The organism is Pseudoalteromonas sp. SG43-6 (genome assembly GCF_014164365.1).
GTDB lineage: Bacteria > Pseudomonadota > Gammaproteobacteria > Enterobacterales > Alteromonadaceae > Pseudoalteromonas > Pseudoalteromonas rhizosphaerae.
The window spans coordinates 1-17,191 of record NZ_JACJEZ010000041.1 but is presented as its reverse complement, the minus strand read 5'-3'; the positions used below and the strand labels follow the sequence as shown (position 1 = coordinate 17,191).

Genomic DNA, 17,191 nt, shown 5'->3' with positions numbered 1-17,191 from the left:
TAGGAGCATAATGTTTGTTTGACCGTTATGAAGCCGGCGAACAGGCAGTCTTAGTTCATATCGACTTTCCAAAAGAAGGGGATCGTGAAGATCTTCATGAATTGGAAATGTTGGTATCTTCTGCTGGTGTTAGCAGTTTGGCGGTTGTGCAAGGCAGCCGTCAAGCACCACATCCGAAACTATTCGTCGGTACCGGAAAGGCTGAAGAAATCGCTGAGATTGTCAAAATCCACAACGCAGATGTCGTCATTTTTAATCATCAACTCAGACCGTCACAGGAACGCAATTTAGAACGCGTTTGCCAATGTCGTGTGCTTGATAGAACGACGCTTATTCTTGATATTTTTGCGCAACGTGCACGTACCCATGAAGGTAAGTTGCAGGTTGAGCTAGCACAATTGCGTCATATGTCGACGCGTTTGATCCGAGGCTGGACGCATCTTGAACGCCAAAAAGGCGGGATCGGTTTGCGCGGGCCTGGTGAAACTCAGCTAGAAACAGATCGACGTTTATTGCGAGTTCGTATTCAAAGTATTCGCGCGCGTTTAGAGAAAGTGGCAGTGCAGCGTGAGCAAGGTAGACGTGCTCGTAACCGCAATGAAATTCCTACGGTGTCGTTGGTAGGGTATACCAATGCGGGTAAGTCGACGCTATTTAATCGCATTACTAACTCTAATGTGTATGCTGCTGACCAACTGTTCGCGACGCTTGATCCAACCTTACGCAAACTCGAAATAGAAGATGTTGGTTCGATAATTTTAGCCGATACCGTTGGCTTTATTCGTCATTTACCCCATGACTTAGTTGCCGCATTTAAAGCGACGCTAACCGAAACTCGTGAAGCTGATTTACAACTTCATGTGGTCGATGTTGCGGATCATCGTCGTAAAGAGAATATTGAACAGGTACAATCGGTTCTTAAAGAAATAGAAGCTGATGAAGTGCCGCAATTGTTGGTTTACAACAAAATTGATGCGCTTGAAGATATTGAACCACGTATTGACCGTGACGATGAAGGCATGCCTATTAGAGTATGGTTGTCGGCACACAGTGGCGCAGGGTGTGAACTATTGTCTGAAGCTATCAGCGAGCTGTTAGCAAAGAAAATGTTTGTTCATACGCTTAAATTAGCTCCGCAATATGGTCGTTTACGTGCTGCGTTGTTCAATTTAAATGCCGTGCATCAAGAAGACTTTGATGAACAGGGTCATTGGTTACTTGCTACTCGACTGCCTATGGTAGAATGGAATCGTTTAAGAAAAGAGTTTGGTCCTGAAATCGACGCTTTTATTTCGTAATTCGAAAAAACTACTGCACAATGTCATTTTTAGTATGAGAACTGCGGTATTTTTGTTAGATTTAACGTAATTACCTAAATTATTTAGATAACAATGGAGTATAGCTATGGCCTGGAATGAACCGGGTAATAATGGCAATGACAAAGATCCGTGGAACAAAAAAGGCGGACGTGATCAAGGCCCACCTGACTTAGACGAGGTGTTTCGTAAATTCAGCAGCAAGTTTGGTGGCTTATTTGGCGGTAATAAATCCGGCAATGGCGGCGGCGGACTTGGTGGAGCTGGTCTTTCATTTGTACTGATCATTGCTGCAATTGTATGGGCACTGAGCGGTATTTATACCGTGAAAGAAGCAGAGCGCGGCATCGTTTTACATTTTGGTCAATTTGACCGCATTGCAGATCCAGGTCTGCGTTGGAAAATGACGTTTATTGAAACGGTAATTCCGGTAGATATTGAAGCCGTTCGCTCATTATCGACGTCTGGTTTTATGCTCACTGAAGATGAAAACGTGGTAAGCGTTGAGTTTCAGGTGCAATACCGTGTTATTGATCCTTTCCTATACAAATTTAGTGTAACTAATGCTGATTCTAGCTTAGAAGAAGCGCTAGAGAGTGCACTGCGTTATGTTGTTGGTCATTCAAAAATGGACCAAGTATTAACGAATGGCCGTGAGGTTGTGCGTCAAAATACCTGGGATGAACTGAATAAAATCGTCGAACCGTATAACTTAGGTTTGATCGTAACTGACGTTAACTTTAAAGACTCACGCCCACCGGCTGAAGTTAAAGACGCGTTTGATGATGCCATTGCCGCACAAGAAGATGAACAACGTTTTATTCGTGAAGCTGAAGCATACGCGCGTGAAATTGAACCACGTGCTCGTGGTCAAGTTACTCGTATGACGCAAGAAGCTGAAGGTTACGGCGAGCGCATTATTTTAGAAGCACAAGGTGAAGTCGCGCGTTTTGAAAAGTTATTACCTGAATACCAGGCTGCTAAGCGTGTAACCCGTGAGCGTTTATATATTGATGCCATGGAAGAAGTGCTAGGCAACAGTTCAAAAGTCCTAGTTGATGTTAAGGGCGGCAATAATATGATGTATTTACCGCTTGATAAAATCATGGATAAGCAAGGGAACGCAACCCGTGTTGCATTACCTAGCTCAAGTGATATTAACGACTTACGCAATAAAGTTAATACATCGCGCAATAGCACTGTGAACTCAAGTTCAGACCGCTTTGGTGCTGATCGCTTTAACGACGGGAGATAAGCGCAATGAAAAACTTTAGTTTAGTTATATTATTAGCGGCCGTTGTGTTGTCTTTTTCGTCAGTGTTCGTAGTACCTGAAGGGCAAAAAGCAATTGTTATGCTATTCAGTAAAGTGCAAAAAGACAGTGATGATAAAGCAATTGTTTATGGCCCTGGCTTACAATTCAAAGTGCCTTTCTTTAGCCAAGTACGCCGTATTGATGCGCGTATTCAAACTTTAGATGGTACGCCAGATCGTTTTGTTACTAGCGAGAAAAAAGACTTAATCGTTGATTCTTACGTTAAATGGCGTGTTAGTGATTTTAGTGCTTTTTACTTACGTGCCCGTGGTGATAAGCAATACGCTGAAGCATTACTTAAGCAAAAAGTAAATAATGGTCTACGTACTAACTTTGGTTCACGTACTATCCGTGAGATTGTTTCCGGTGAGCGTAGCGAGTTAATGGAAGAAGCATTAGTTCAAGCTTCTGAAAGTGCTCAAGAGCTTGGTATTGAAGTACTTGATGTACGTGTTAAGCAAATCAATTTACCGTCAGAAGTGAGTAATTCGATTTACCAACGTATGCGTGCAGAGCGTACTGCTGTTGCTAAAGAGCATCGCTCTGAAGGTCAAGAAAAAGCCGAAACGATTCGCGCTGACATTGACCGTCGTGTCACAGTAATGCTGGCTGATGCTGAGCGTAATGCCCGTACCGTTCGCGGTGAAGGCGATGCAAAAGCTGCGGCTATTTATGCCAATGCGTACAATAAAGATGCTGAATTCTTTGGTTTTGTACGTTCATTAGAGGCCTATAAAAAGACCTTTAAAGATAAGCAAGACGTAATGGTATTATCACCAGACAGTGACTTCTTTAGATATATGAAAGGTGCTGCAGCGCAGTAATCTTTTTCTAAATCTAGCACAAATCCAAACCCTGTGTATGCAGGGTTTTTCTTTTAGTAAGATGAATTTTCATGAGTAACTTAATGTTATTCAACCAGTTAATTTTTATTGCAAAGGTCGTTGTACGACTGCGCAGAAAAAATAACCTAAACGGGGGTGATCTTTCCCCTCATTATCTGGTAAAATCTCGTCCTAATTTTTTCTAAGTGAATTTACAATGGGTAAAAACGTTGTTGTATTAGGCACCCAATGGGGTGACGAAGGTAAGGGTAAGGTAGTTGACCTCCTTACAGACAAAGCATCTTTAGTAGTTCGTTACCAAGGTGGCCATAACGCTGGTCATACACTGGTAATCGAAGGTGAAAAGACAGTTTTACACCTTATTCCATCGGGTGTATTACGTGACAATGTTAAGTGTGTGATTGGTAATGGTGTTGTTGTTTCACCAGAAGCGCTAATGAAAGAGATTGGCATGCTTGAAGAACGTGGCGTACCAGTACGTGAACGTTTATTGATCAGTGAAGCATGTCCGCTTATTTTGCCTTTCCACATCGCATTAGATGTAGCTCGTGAAAAAGCACGTGGTAATAAAGCGATTGGTACAACAGGTCGCGGCATAGGTCCTGCTTATGAAGATAAAGTAGCCCGTCGTGGTTTGCGTATCGGTGATTTATTCAACCCTGAATTATTCGCTGCGAAGCTTAAAGAAGTATTGGAATACCATAACTTCACTTTAGTAAATTATTACAAAGTAGATGCGGTAGATTTCCAACAGACGTTTGATGATGCAATGGCTGTTGCAGATATCCTTAAAGCAATGGTTGTTGATGTAACTGAGTTACTTGATCAAACGCGTTTAGCGGGCGACAACATCTTGTTTGAAGGCGCGCAAGGTACATTACTTGATATCGATCACGGTACTTATCCATATGTAACGTCTTCAAATACCACTGCCGGTGGCGTTGCTACAGGTGCTGGTTTTGGTCCGTTAAATCTTGATTATGTACTAGGTATTATCAAAGCTTACACCACGCGCGTTGGTTCTGGTCCTTTCCCTACTGAGCTTTACGACGGTTTAGAAAAACAAGACCCAGTTGGTAAGCACTTAGGTACCGTAGGTCATGAGTTTGGTGCAACGACTGGTCGCTTACGTCGTACTGGTTGGTTAGACGCTGTGGCTATGCGCCGTGCAGTACAAATTAACTCTATCTCAGGTTTTTGTTTAACTAAACTAGACGTGTTAGATGGTCTAGAAACACTAAAAATCTGTACTGGTTATCAGTTAGAAGATGGCACTATCACTAATGTGACGCCACTTGCTGCTGAAGGTTATGATAAAGTAACGCCAGTATATGAAGAGATGCCTGGTTGGACTGAAAATACAGTGGGTGCTACTACTGTTGAGCAGCTACCAAAAGCGGCACTTGATTACATCAAACGCATTGAAGAAATCACCGGTGTACCTGTTGATATTATTTCTACAGGTCCTGACCGTGTAGAAACTATAGTATTACGCAGTCCGTTTGCATAATTACTGATAGTACTAAAAAAGCTGCCTTGTGCAGCTTTTTTTGTGTCTGGGGATAGTGTTTATAATAAATAAGCTATTTATAAATTTCATTATGGAACGATCTTTGTATAAACTTTAGCAAGATGGTTTTTAATTTAAAGTGACCTAAATGCGTTTGTTAACTTGTTTATCATTAGTGCCGTTATCGTTTTTGCTGGCAAGCCACGCCAAGTCTGAAGAGACCATAGCTGCCGTGCCACTATATACAGAAACTGAGCTGCTTGCTTTGATCAATAGTAATACACATCTTGCGCGAGTAAAGGCAGATGACTGCCAGTTAGTACAAGATATCGAAGCACGAGCCAATAAAATGGCACTGCCTTCTTATCAATTTTTATATGGCGATATGCTGGCGTATGCGGTGTGTGTTGATCGTAATGTAGAGCTTGGTGTGTATTATATGCGTCAAGCAGCGCAGCAAGGCTTAGCGGCGGCATTAGAGCAACTCGGGCGATACTATGACACGGGCCGATTGGTGCAAAAGGATAAAGCGCTTGCTGTGACTTACCTACGTGAAGCTTCATCACAAGGTAATTTAAAAGCACAATTGCGGTTAGTTAATTTATTTAATCAAGGCTATGGCAGTCCACGTGATTACGAAGACGCATATCGTTGGTTATTTCATAGTATGGTTGCAGATAAAGCAACCCATAAAAAGATTGAACGCTCGCTAGCCCAATTGGCGCAAAAAATGCCCGATAGTGTAGTAGCGCGTGCACGATTGCCATTGTAGGTTTGAGTAGATTAGTTAGCGAGTTAGAAAACTAGCAAGTTGAAAGTAAAAGGGCTAGGTGCGATACCTAGCCTTTTTCGTTTTACTCTTTTATTTCTTTCGGTTCTTTGTTTTTACCATTATTAGGATCTTTCAATACCGACATTTTTGGTGGCAGCATCGCGACGACACGTTCACCTTCTTGCGGCGGTTTTTCCATATTAATAGTAAACGGACGCAGTTTGATAGGGCTATCATCATCACTGTCTTTGTCACCATTGAGGATGAATAACGGAATTGCATCGCTGTTCATTTCTTGGTATTTGCCCCAGTTAAACTCTTCAGAAATTCGCGTTACACTGACCTTGCCGCCTTTAGCAATTAAGCTACTTAAACGTGCATAAGAGCCGCTGTCACCAAACAAAATTTGCCGAGATAGAAACGTCGCGCTGTCTTTGTTTGCTTTGGCGTGAGAGGTCGAAGAACGCAATGAAAAGACGTTCTTTTCATTCAATAAATGTGAAAAATACTGCACGCCTAGCGCGTTATGATGGCGGTTTGGCGAAAGCGCCATTACGCTGCGTAGAGTTGTCAGGGGTAAGTAACGTTCAGCATGTTCTGATTGCGGGTTACCATAATAACAAGGCAGCCCATCCATACGTGCCATGCGGCAGTTTTCCCAAGCTGGATCTGATAAGTGTACTTGAATATTTTGCTCTTTTAGCCCACAAGCAATGGCACGAGCGACATGGTTTGCACCAATGATCAAAATAGTATTAGGTGAAGGCTGACGAACCCCTAATAGCTTCGCAATCGGGATCGCAGTTAAGCTTTGCAGAACTACTGTGATAATGATAACGGTAAAAATCAGTGGCACCATTTTCTCGGCGTCAGCAACACCAGCTTCCATCATACTAATAGCAAATACAGAGCCTACCGCTGCTGCGACAATACCGCGCGGAGCAATCCACGCGAGTACTAAGCGAGATTTAATTGGTAGCTCAGTGCCGAAAGTGGAGATCGCAATACACAATGGGCGAGCGATAAATAATACGATAGCCAAAAAGATAAACACATCGGCATCAAGCATCATTAAATCAGCTAATTCTAAACGCGCAGCAAGCAAAATGAATAAGGTTGAAATTAAGATCATAGACAGATCTTCTTTAAACTCTAAAACAGAATCAATTTCTAAATCGTCTTGGTTCGCTAACCAAATACCAAATACAGTAACCGCTAGTAGACCTGACTCATGGCTCAAATGATTTGAGACTGTAAAGCTAATAAGTACCAAAGCTAAGATGCCGAATTTATGTAATTCAAATGGTAGCCATTCGCGGCGGATCAGTAACGTTGTAAGCCAACCTGCGACCACGCCAATAGATAAACCGACTCCTAAGGTTTTAAACAAGGCGATTACGGTATGAATAAACACTTCACCTTGACCAACTAGCATTACCGCTTCAAATACTAAAACCGCAAATAAAGCACCAATTGGGTCAATAACAATGCCCTCCCAGCGTAGTATGCGGTCAATATCTTGGGTTGGTCGCATTGAGTTTAATAGCGGTGCAATAACTGTTGGGCCAGTCACAACCAATACTGCACCGAGCACCGCTGCTACACGCCAGTTGAGTTCTAAAATCCAATAGGCACTGAGGCTTATTACTATACAAGTTGTAATCATGCCAATAGAGCACAAGTTACGGACTACCTTGCCAATACCTTTGAGTTCTCGAAAGTGCAGAGTTAAAGAACCTTCAAATAAGATCACCGCAACACTGAGTGAGACCACAGGAAAGAGTAGATCACCAAGCAGTGCATCTGGATCAAGTAAACCCGTAGCAGGGCCAAGTAACAGGCCGGTAAGTAACAAAAATAAAATAGCTGGGACACGAAAACCCCATGCTATCCATTGGGCGAGAACCGAACATAGAGCGATCCCTGCGATATAAATAGCTGACATAGATGAAGTATTCCTTATTTATTACAACAGTTAGGAGTAAACCTTTCGATACTTATAATACAGGGGTATACACGTGTATGTTAATTTTTCCTAATAGAATTTTAGCTGTTTACGAACTTATTTGTAGAAGAAATGATAATTTATTGGTTTTAAAATATTTGAAACAAATTAAACTCTATTTAACTGACTGAATCTTAATGACTTTAAAATTTATTAGCTGCAATAGTAAGCCGAGTGAATAAAATATAGTCTTGATCTTTAGGCTAAAAGTAGCGTAATATAGTTAGTGTTCAAACAATTAGTCATCTAATTAGTTACTTGTTAGGTCTAAGCGAATACATATAGTTATTTTTAAGTTGCTTTAAATTACAACAATTTAGATTGAGGTTACTATATTTATATGCTTAAAAATCAATTTGTTAATTGTTTTGAATGCAGTTTGTACAATTTTACTCATTTTTAGTAATTAGTTAATTTGAACATAAATTACATTTTATTGTGATTCATATTGTTTGAGTTGAACTGTTACTTACTCAATATTTGACACCCATCGTGGTGAGCAAATCTCGGTCCTTGAGTCATCACCCTATCTGTTGGTGTATCAGACTTTAGAGGCTCTATGTATGTTGTTAATAAAAAAGCTTCACACAGCTTTTTACAGCGATGCATAAACAACACTTTTTATTTACTTTATAACTGTTCAGTCTTAATGATTGAGCCAAAGTTATGCTATATCTAACGCACTTTGTTAATTAACTAAGTGAGCGTTTCCGGCTGAGTATTAAAAAGTGTTGGCTAAAGAAAGTGAGTAAAAGCAAGTGCAAATTGTTAACTCGTAACCTAGGTAAACACTAGGTGGTTTGTTTTCAGATTTATCCAAACTAGGGTAAGTCACAGTTAAAATGGAAAGTTGAACATTTATGCAAAAGTTAAATTGGCGACGTATCGTATTAAAAGTAGGTAGCGCATTGATTGCACCTGATCAAGATGGTTGTCGCTCACGCTATTTATTAACCATCGCTCAGTTTATTGTTCGTTGTCGTAGTCAAGGAATTGAAGTTATTTTAGTTTCGTCAGGCTCAGTTGCCGCTGGCGCGCATTTATTTCCGAAGACACAAGAGCGCACTGTGGCAATGAAAAAGGCCATGGCAGCAGCAGGGCAAACCGAAATGATGGCTATGTGGGACCGCTTTTTTGATTTCCCATCGGCGCAGATTTTATTAACTCATGGTGACTTACGTGACCGTGAGCGTTATGAGAGTATTAGAGAAACTGTTTTCACTTTGTTGGATCATGGTGTGCTGCCAATCATGAATGAAAATGATACGGTGACAACTGATGATTTAAAAGTCGGTGATAATGATAACTTATCGGCAATGGTCGCTGCAGCAGCAGATGCTGATGCATTGATGATTTTTTCAGATGTGGATGGGCTTTATGATAAAAACCCTAATTTGCACGACGATGCAATATTACTGCCTGAAATTAAATCAATTGATGAATCAATCTATGCTATGGCAGGATCTGCTACCAGTGCGGTTGGTACAGGTGGTATGAAAACTAAAATTGAAGCAGCTGAAAAAGCGACTTCACATGGTATTACTACTTATATAATTAATGGTTTTAAAGAGCAGACATTTACAAAACTGCTGGAAGGTGAGAACCCAGGTACTATTTTCTTACCGTACGAAAAACCGATGCAAGAAGCTGTTCACTGGATGACTCATACTGCAAGTGAGCAAGGTGAAGTCGTTGTCGCAGGTTCATACGATGAGTCTTTAGAAGGTGAAACTGGCTGTATCCGTGGCGATGAAATTGTCGCAGTGCATGGTGAGTTTGCAATTGGCGATACCATTTTGGTACGTAGCAGCGACGGCACTCGATTAGCCAAAGCAACTGCAAATTACAGTAGTTGTTTATTGAATTTTATAGCAGATAACGAACAAAGCGAATTTAGCGACAAGATGCAAGATTCGATTGGTCCCGTTATTTCAGAGAAAGATATCGCATTATTGGAGAAGTCATGAGTTTAATTACAGATATTTCACGTCAGGCAGCAAAAGCGGCACATCAGTTAGCCTTACTCGATACCGAGACCAAAAATCAGGTGCTACTGGATATGGCTGCAGCATTACGCCAACAAAAAGCATTTATTATTAAAGAGAACGAAAGTGATTTAGCCGCAGCCCGCGATAACAATCTAGCAGCCGCTATGATTGACCGTTTAACGCTCAATGACGAACGTATTGAAGCGATGGCTGAAGGCATTGAAGTGATTGTAAGCCTTGATGATCCGGTGGGTCAATTACGCGATATTACTGAACGTCCTAACGGGATTAAAATTCGTAAAATGCGCGTACCACTTGGTGTGGTATGTATGATTTATGAAGCGCGTCCAAATGTAACCGCTGATGCTGGAGCGTTATGCTTCAAATCAGGTAATGGGGTTATTTTACGTGGTGGTAAAGAGGCGCTTAAAAGCTCGCAAGCAATTGCGAGTGTCATGCATCAAGTATTAGAGCAGCATAATTTACCGGCAGCGTTAATCTCCGTTATTCCAGATCCAGACCGCGGATTATTAATGGAATTGATGCAGCAACGTGACAGCATTGACTTAATTATTCCACGCGGCGGCGAAGGGCTAATTAACTTTGTAACAGATAACAGTACAATTCCTGTGATCCAGCATTTTAAAGGTGTGTGTCATTTATACGTAGATAAAGACGCTGACTTAGAAGTGGCGATTAACTTGCTACTGAACGGTAAAACTCAGCGTACTGGCGTATGTAATGCATTAGAAGGCCTTGTCGTTCATCAGGATGTTGCCGATGAGTTTTTAAATTTATGTGCTGTTGTATTACGCCAAGAAGGTGTAAAAATAAATGCAGATAGCCAAGCCGCACAATATTTTGATGATGCAACAGTGCTTGCGCCAGAGGAATTTGGCGAAGAATATTTAGATTTAGAAATCGCGATTCGTGTAGTACCAGATTTTGCTGGTGCAATTGAGCATATTGCGCAATTTGGTTCAAACCATACGGAAGTTATTTGCACTAAAAACCAAGCCGCGGCTGAATTGTTCCAGCGCAGTGTTGATGCCTCAGTAGTGATGGTTAATACCTCATCACGCTTCTCTGATGGCTCACAGTTAGGTTTAGGTGCAGAGATTGGTATCGCAACGTCAAAACTACACGCTTACGGCCCAATGGGCTTAGAATCATTAACGACGGAGAAATACCTCGTCAATGGTGTAGGTCAAATTCGCGAATAATTGGTAGTCGAATAACCAAATTAAAATGCCGAGTTTATGCTCGGCATTTTTGATCGTAAATACCATGCAGCGCACAACTGATAGCTAAAAAATAACTAACATAAAATAAACAGTTTTTTGATTAAAATGAGAAAGATTTAAAAATTGAATTTGGCATGAGAGCCATAGTGATAAAAATTGAAGAGTAGGAAAGTGGTGGAGCTAAGCAGGATCGAACTGCTGACCTCCTGCGTGCAAGGCAGGCGCTCTCCCAGCTGAGCTATAGCCCCACATTCCTAAAGTTACGAATTTCGTAACCTACTTGAGGTTCCGTTTCAAGCGGGACGAACTTTAATGAGATTTCTAAATTTGGTCAAGTATTATTTATATATTTTTTGAATTTTTACGCAAACAATGAATTTTTGGTAGACTAACGGTCACTGGATAACAGGAATGATACTAATAATGAAAAAATACGCGTTGATGTTACTCGTTTTACTCTGTGGTTGTGCTAGCCAAAGTGATGAGCCGCCTTTTGAAATTAATAATAAACAGTTACACACTAAATTAGATGAGCAAGGTAATAAGATTTTTGCTTATGTGGTATCGGTTAAAGCCAATAGTCGCGCAAATTTAAACTTAGATCGACCACTGACACGCCAGCAATTTAAAAACTTTGCAGAGCAAGAATATTTTGAAGAATCAAATAGCTTAAAATTAGAATTAGAAGATCAAGCCGTGCACTTATTAAAACAAGAGCTGCATGACAAAAAATATTGTCGCAACGATAAATATGAGATAAATGAAGTATTGTGGCGAGATTTAAGTGTACGCTTGATGGGGCGTTGTTTATAAATGTTAGCGGATAAAAGTAAATTAGCGGCGCTGTTAGCGCATTTAAATATCAATTATGACGTTATCGAACACCCTGCATTACATAGTAGTCTTGCTGCAGATGAATTAATGGTGGAACGGCCCGGAACGCGATTAAAAAACTTATTTTTGCGTGATAACGAAGGTAAAAAGCATTTTTTGGTGATCACCGCACATGACAAGCAGTTAGACTTAAAATCACTGGCTAAATATCAAGGCTTGTCACGCTTAGGGTTTGCCTCCGATGAGCGCTTAGCACGCTTTTTAAAAGTCGCACCTGGATGTGTATCTATGCTTGCTTTGATGAATGATAAGCAAAATGATGTCACTTTATGGCTTGACCAAGACATATGGTTTGGTGATCTATTTCATTGTCATCCATTTGAGAACACCCAAACATGGTTATTAAAAAAAGCCGATTTAGACGCTTTTTTTGCCACCACAGGGCATCAACCTAAAGTGGTTTTTTTACCCGCTAGATAAGCCGAACTTACTAAAATTAATCCGCATATACAGACTAATAATAACGAGGCCATAAATGCGATATGGCCAAGTTGTTGATATACCAAGCCAGGTACAAAAGAGCCTAAAGCCCCGCCACTATAATAAAACGACACATAAGTACCATTAGTGACACTCGGTGGTGCACTGCTTATTTTATTAACCAGCGGCGCTGCGGTTGAATGAATAATAAACATCGCGCCGCAAAAACCAGTGAATGCCAGTAAAAAAATCACTAATTGTGAGCTCATCAAAAATACTAGTGTAGTGCTGTAAAAAGCAAATATAGCAGACAATAAATGCCACGGTGAAATACTCTTTTTTAATAACCAAGGAGTCGCAATAGAGGCGAGGGCGCCAATCAAGTAACCGCTATAAACTAAGCCAATATCACGGGTATTAGTAATTAAAAAAGTGTCTTGTAAAATGAACGGTAAATAATTTAATAACGCAGCAAAGCAAAAAAACATACAAAACACCGCACCATATAATTTTAATACCGCAGCATTCGCGAGCTGTTTTAAATAATTTAATGGGGAAAGAGTGCTGTTAACAATGGCTGTTTGATTACGTGGAATACTCAGTGCAAAGCTAATTAAACCTGCGGCAATAACAAAATAGAAGCTTTGCCAAGTCCATAAATCAGCAAAAATAGCCGCTAACACTCGGCCAAAGTAACCCCCAGCAATTGTACTGCCAATATAGAAGGTCATATTCTTTTGCAAACTATCAGCTTGATAAGTGCTTCCTATGTAAGTGGTCATTGCGGTGAGTGCGGCAGGCAAGGTTAAACCTTGTAAAAATCGTAGTAACAGTAATAACTCAAAACTGGGGGCATAGGCAAAAGCAACACAGGTAACAGCTAGTACTAGCATCGCGTAGCGAAGAATTGTTAAAGGGTTACGTTTAGCTAGTAATAAGCCGTATACCAAAGGAGCAATCGCCAAAGGGAGCATAGTTGCCGTCATCAAGCTACCTGCGGTTGCAGGACTAACTGAAAATTGCTCTGCAAATAAGCTTAATAATGGCTGCGGTGCATAGAGCACGAAAAAGATAAACAGCGAGCAAACTAATAAATGACCGAAACGCATTTTATTGGCCCTACTACAAAAACCACAGCTTAACCTGATTGATATTAAATTCAACCTCAACGCGTTCTTTAAGTGGTTACTTTTATTCTAGAAATAAGTATTTATTGCGCTAAATCAGGTTTTCAATCACAACACTTTGCTAGATTAATGGTCACAGCACTATGATTTGTTTTAATTGGTGATTATACCCAAGCCACCTCAAGATGCAGAATTCAGCGTTTCACAGGGGCTTAATATCAAGGCGTTACTTTGCAAGAATGGCAGTCCCTTTTAAGAAGTAACAACGCTGAGAGTAAGTTCCTGTGAAACGCCCAACGGGTTGGTTTAAAAGCGATTTATACTACGTTATTGATTTTAGCAATAGACCCACTATTACTTGCAATCAATGCCTTGCCTAAATCGCTTTTAATTCCAACTGAAACTCGCATCTTGGGGTGGTTTGGGTATAAAATAAAGCTAATATCAGTTTTTAATGGAACAAAGCTATGGGTTCATTACAAGACCAATTGCTACAAGCAGGATTAACCACATCACATAAAGCTAAAGTTGCTAAAAGTGAAAAGCGTAAGCAACAAAAAAAACCAAAAAAAGGGGCGACCAGTAACCCTAGTGATCTGCAAAAGCATATTCAGCAAACAAAGTTAGAACAGCAGAAAAAAGCAGAAGAATTAAATCAAGCTCGCCAAGGTGAGTTAAAGCAACGTGAGCAAGTTGCCCGCGTAAAGCAGATATTAGAACATCATAATCAAGATTCGATTCGTGGTGAGCGGACTTTCAATTTTACTTACGAAAATAAAGTCAAAGAGCTCGACGTAAATGAACAAACGCAAAAAGCCTTGTCAGGTGGCCGACTGGCAATTTGTGTATTGGAAGGGCAGTTTTTTGTACTTGAAGATGAGCCAGCCCGTAAAGTGGCAGAAGTTGATGAAAAGTACATCGTGTTTCATGTAGAGCCTGAAGACAAAGGCAAAGATGCTGATGACCCATACGCTGATTTTGAAGTACCAGATGATTTAGTATGGTAGCCTAAGAGATGACTTGAACAGCGTGTTTGGTGATCTACTTGGTGTATAAATTACGTACATATGTGATGTACAAAGATCCGTTATTATGGTCTACAATTAAGCTAATAATTTTTATAAACCGTCAAAAAGAAGAGAAAATACAATGAGCAAGATAACAAAATTACTCTTAGGTGCAAGCCTCTCAATGGTTGCTAGTATGTCATTTAACAGCATGGCTGCCGATGGTGCTGCGCTTTATACAGCAAAAATGTGCCAAACATGTCATGGTCCTGAAGGTAAGGCACCGATCATGGCAATGTATCCTAAACTAAATGGTCAGAATAAAGACTACTTAGTGGCACAAATGAAAGACATTAAATCAGGTGCGCGCAACAATGGCATGACTGCAGCGATGAAAGCGATGGTTGCGACTGTTACTGAAGAAGAAATGGTTGCTATTGCCGATTACTTAGCAAACGTAAAATAATTTTTGCTGAGTGTGAGTTATCACTGGGCTCACAGAAAACAGCCACACCAATTTGGTGTGGCTGTTTTGTTTTAAATATTGATCATCCACGCACACTACTTTAGACTTCTATCCATCTATATCGTGTTTTGCTTTTAACGCGTTTAAATAAGGCCCCATAATGTTTGATTTACCACAACTTGATTTAAAAAATAAAGTCTCTGCACAAGAATGGCAGTTACGAGTTGATTTAGCCGCCTGTTATCGGTTGGTTGAGCATTTTCGTTGGGGTGATTTGATTTACACACATTTATCGGCGCGTTTGCCGGGGACTGACCATTATTTAGTGAATGCGTTTGGCCTCACATTTGATGAAGTAACAGCTTCTAACCTAGTCAAAGTGGACTTGGCCGGAAATATTTTGGATGACACGCCATTTGCAATCAACCCTGCTGGTTTTACGATTCACAGCGCGATTCACGAAGTGCGTGATGACGCTCATTGTGTTATTCACTTACATACTAAAGAAACGATTGCCGTTGCCACGCAGCAAAATGGTCTGCTGCCACTTAGTCAGTATTCAATGTTTTCACTGCCGTCATTGTCTTATCACGGCTATGAAGGCTTAGCAGTTAATAGCGATGAGAAAAAACGTTTACAAGATGATCTCGCTAATACTAATCATATGTTGTTAGTAAACCATGGTGGTTTAACTGTGGGGCCAACGGTGGGTGATGCATTTATGCGTTTTTATGATTTACAGCGTGCTTGTGAAATACAGCTGGCTTTACAAGCCAGTGGCCAAGCTGTTACACCAGTACCTCAAGCCATAATCGATAATATTTATAATCAAGCGAATGTAGTGCACAGCGGTAGTACCGGTGGGCAATTAGCTTGGCCTGCGATGTTACGTAAGGCCCATCGTCTTGACCCTAGTTTTGCAAAATAACCTAAGCCTTGGTTAATAAGGAATTGTCATGAAAGTTAATCGCGTTGAAGTTTTTGATATCCACTGTCCAGACAGACCTGCTTGGACTCCTGTATTTGTCCGTATTCATACTGACGAAGGTATTAGCGGGGTTGGCGAAGCTGGCCTTGCTTATGATTTAGGACACAGTGCTGCCGCTGCTATGATCAAAGAAATGGCTGATGCTTTCTTAATTGGTCATGACCCATTTCAAACCGAAAAGTTATGGTCGCGTATGCTGCGTGAAAGCTTTTGGGGTTTAGGTGGGGGCCCAGTAGTCTATGCAGCAATGAGCGCGATAGACACCGCTTTATGGGACATTAAGGGCAAAGCATTAGGTTTACCTGTGTATCAGTTGTTAGGCGGTAAAGTTAACGACAAGCTGCGTACTTATGCTTCGCAATTACAGTTTGACTGGGACACTGAGTTTAAAGCTCTGGTACATCCACAAGAATACGCAGAAGCGGCGTTAAAAGCAGTGGCTGAAGGCTACGATGCCGTTAAAGTTGATCCGATCCAATATGATAAAGACGGCAATACTTATTACGACCGCACTAACATTATTTCACGTGCTGAAATGAAGCTATATCGCGCCCGTATGCAGGCAATTCGTGAAGCTGTTGGTGATGAAGTGGATATCATTTTTGAATGCCACAGTTTACCGGGTGTTACCTCTGCTATTCAAATCGGTGAAATCGCTAAAGAATTTGACTGTATGTTTTATGAAGAACCAGTTAACTACTTAAATCATTCGTTACATGCCAAAGTGGCAGATAAAGTATCAGTGCCAATTGCCGGTGGCGAGCGTTTATATAATCGTTGGGGTGTGCGCCCTTACTTAGAAGATCAAAGTATTAATGTATTACAGCCAGATATCGGTTTATGTGGTGGTTTTACTGAAACTAAAAAAGTGTGTGATTACGCTGATATTTTTGATGTGCGTATTCAGGCTCACGTCTGTGGCGGCCCCGTTGCAACCGCAGCATCATTACATTTAGAAACGGCTATTCCAAATTTCTTAATTCATGAGCATCACACTTATGCAATTAAAAAGTGGAACCGTGAGTTATGCTTGCAAGATCCACAGCCTAAAAATGGTTTCTTTGAAGTGTCTGAAGAGCCGGGTATTGGTATTGAACTTAACGACGAAATCGTGATGCGCTCTCAGCGTGTTGAGATCAAATAAAATCATAGGCTACGAGCTATGAATAGCGAGCTAATTTCAGCTCGCTATTCATTAAGTTTATCTACTTTGGCTTTTGCAAATTTAAAACTATTTCTTACTAATTCAAAACGTTAAAATTTTCCTAGCACCTAGCACCTAGCACCTAGCACC

At 40.8% G+C, this 17,191-nt stretch carries 15 protein-coding genes and 1 tRNA gene; 13 read left to right on the top strand and 3 right to left on the bottom strand.

Translation table 11 applies throughout. From position 1 onward, the window contains the following. The first annotated feature begins 14 nt into the window (after positions 1-14). The 5 genes from hflX (at position 15) to H5201_RS16280 (ending at position 5,758) form a co-directional block, all read left to right on the top strand. On the top strand, positions 15-1,298 hold the full coding sequence (gene hflX / locus H5201_RS16300; RefSeq protein ID WP_149980498.1) for a ribosome rescue GTPase HflX: 1,284 nt from the start codon (positions 15-17) through the stop codon (positions 1,296-1,298). 106 nt (positions 1,299-1,404) lie between these two features. Beyond that, complete coding sequence (hflK, locus tag H5201_RS16295) at positions 1,405-2,571, top strand: FtsH protease activity modulator HflK (RefSeq protein ID WP_182740566.1); 1,167 nt, start codon at positions 1,405-1,407, stop codon at positions 2,569-2,571. A 5-nt stretch (positions 2,572-2,576) separates the two neighbouring features. Beyond that, positions 2,577-3,455 carry a protease modulator HflC gene (hflC, locus tag H5201_RS16290; RefSeq protein WP_149980500.1) on the top strand — a complete coding sequence of 293 codons (879 nt, stop codon included), beginning with the start codon at positions 2,577-2,579 and terminating at the stop codon, positions 3,453-3,455. A gap of 217 nt (positions 3,456-3,672) precedes the next feature. Continuing rightward, positions 3,673-4,986 carry an adenylosuccinate synthase gene (locus tag H5201_RS16285; RefSeq protein ID WP_182718929.1) on the top strand — a complete coding sequence of 438 codons (1,314 nt, stop codon included), beginning with the start codon at positions 3,673-3,675 and terminating at the stop codon, positions 4,984-4,986. 148 nt (positions 4,987-5,134) lie between these two features. After that, a complete protein-coding gene (locus H5201_RS16280) occupies positions 5,135-5,758 on the top strand; it encodes a tetratricopeptide repeat protein (RefSeq protein ID WP_149980501.1) in 624 nt (207 codons plus the stop codon). Between the two features lie 82 nt (positions 5,759-5,840). Here H5201_RS16280 and H5201_RS16275 read toward each other — a convergent pair whose 3' ends face one another. After that, positions 5,841-7,703 carry a sodium:proton antiporter gene (locus H5201_RS16275; protein ID WP_145238113.1) on the bottom strand — a complete coding sequence of 621 codons (1,863 nt, stop codon included), beginning with the start codon at positions 7,701-7,703 and terminating at the stop codon, positions 5,841-5,843. 920 nt (positions 7,704-8,623) lie between these two features. On the opposite strand from H5201_RS16275, the gene proB reads away from it, so the two are divergent. Both proB and H5201_RS16265 read left to right on the top strand, forming a co-directional pair. Next, entirely contained in the window at positions 8,624-9,730 is a 1,107-nt protein-coding gene (gene proB, locus H5201_RS16270) for a glutamate 5-kinase (protein WP_145238116.1), read from the top strand. Beyond that, positions 9,727-10,974: a glutamate-5-semialdehyde dehydrogenase gene (locus H5201_RS16265; protein WP_145238119.1), complete on the top strand. Its 1,248-nt coding sequence runs from the start codon at positions 9,727-9,729 to the stop codon at positions 10,972-10,974. The genes proB and H5201_RS16265 overlap by 4 nt, the downstream gene beginning before the upstream one ends. 193 nt (positions 10,975-11,167) lie before the next feature. Here the strand turns inward: H5201_RS16265 and H5201_RS16260 are convergent. Then, positions 11,168-11,243 (bottom strand) — tRNA-Ala (locus tag H5201_RS16260). 175 nt (positions 11,244-11,418) lie between these two features. Between H5201_RS16260 and H5201_RS16255 the strand changes: the two genes are divergently transcribed. Both H5201_RS16255 and H5201_RS16250 read left to right on the top strand, forming a co-directional pair. Further along, a complete protein-coding gene (locus H5201_RS16255) occupies positions 11,419-11,808 on the top strand; it encodes a hypothetical protein (RefSeq protein ID WP_145238122.1) in 390 nt (129 codons plus the stop codon). Further along, positions 11,809-12,309 carry a prolyl-tRNA synthetase associated domain-containing protein gene (locus H5201_RS16250; RefSeq protein ID WP_145238125.1) on the top strand — a complete coding sequence of 167 codons (501 nt, stop codon included), beginning with the start codon at positions 11,809-11,811 and terminating at the stop codon, positions 12,307-12,309. Here the strand turns inward: H5201_RS16250 and H5201_RS16245 are convergent. Further along, positions 12,276-13,418 carry an MFS transporter gene (locus H5201_RS16245; RefSeq protein ID WP_182785079.1) on the bottom strand — a complete coding sequence of 381 codons (1,143 nt, stop codon included), beginning with the start codon at positions 13,416-13,418 and terminating at the stop codon, positions 12,276-12,278. The genes H5201_RS16250 and H5201_RS16245 overlap by 34 nt on opposite strands. A 485-nt stretch (positions 13,419-13,903) precedes the next feature. Here H5201_RS16245 and H5201_RS16240 point away from each other — a divergent pair, with 485 nt between their 5' ends. From H5201_RS16240 to H5201_RS16225, 4 genes are all read left to right on the top strand, one after another. Continuing rightward, the gene (locus tag H5201_RS16240; RefSeq protein ID WP_149980503.1) at positions 13,904-14,443 is read left to right on the top strand and encodes a DUF2058 domain-containing protein; all 540 of its coding nucleotides are present in this window, start codon (positions 13,904-13,906) and stop codon (positions 14,441-14,443) included. Between the two features lie 142 nt (positions 14,444-14,585). Further along, positions 14,586-14,909, top strand: a complete 324-nt coding sequence (locus H5201_RS16235; RefSeq protein WP_145238134.1) for a c-type cytochrome — start codon at positions 14,586-14,588, stop codon at positions 14,907-14,909. A 160-nt stretch (positions 14,910-15,069) separates the two neighbouring features. Continuing rightward, a complete protein-coding gene (locus H5201_RS16230; protein WP_145238137.1) occupies positions 15,070-15,837 on the top strand; it encodes a class II aldolase/adducin family protein in 768 nt (255 codons plus the stop codon). A gap of 28 nt (positions 15,838-15,865) precedes the next feature. Beyond that, positions 15,866-17,041 carry a mandelate racemase/muconate lactonizing enzyme family protein gene (locus H5201_RS16225; RefSeq protein ID WP_064668182.1) on the top strand — a complete coding sequence of 392 codons (1,176 nt, stop codon included), beginning with the start codon at positions 15,866-15,868 and terminating at the stop codon, positions 17,039-17,041. Positions 17,042-17,191 lie beyond the last annotated feature (150 nt).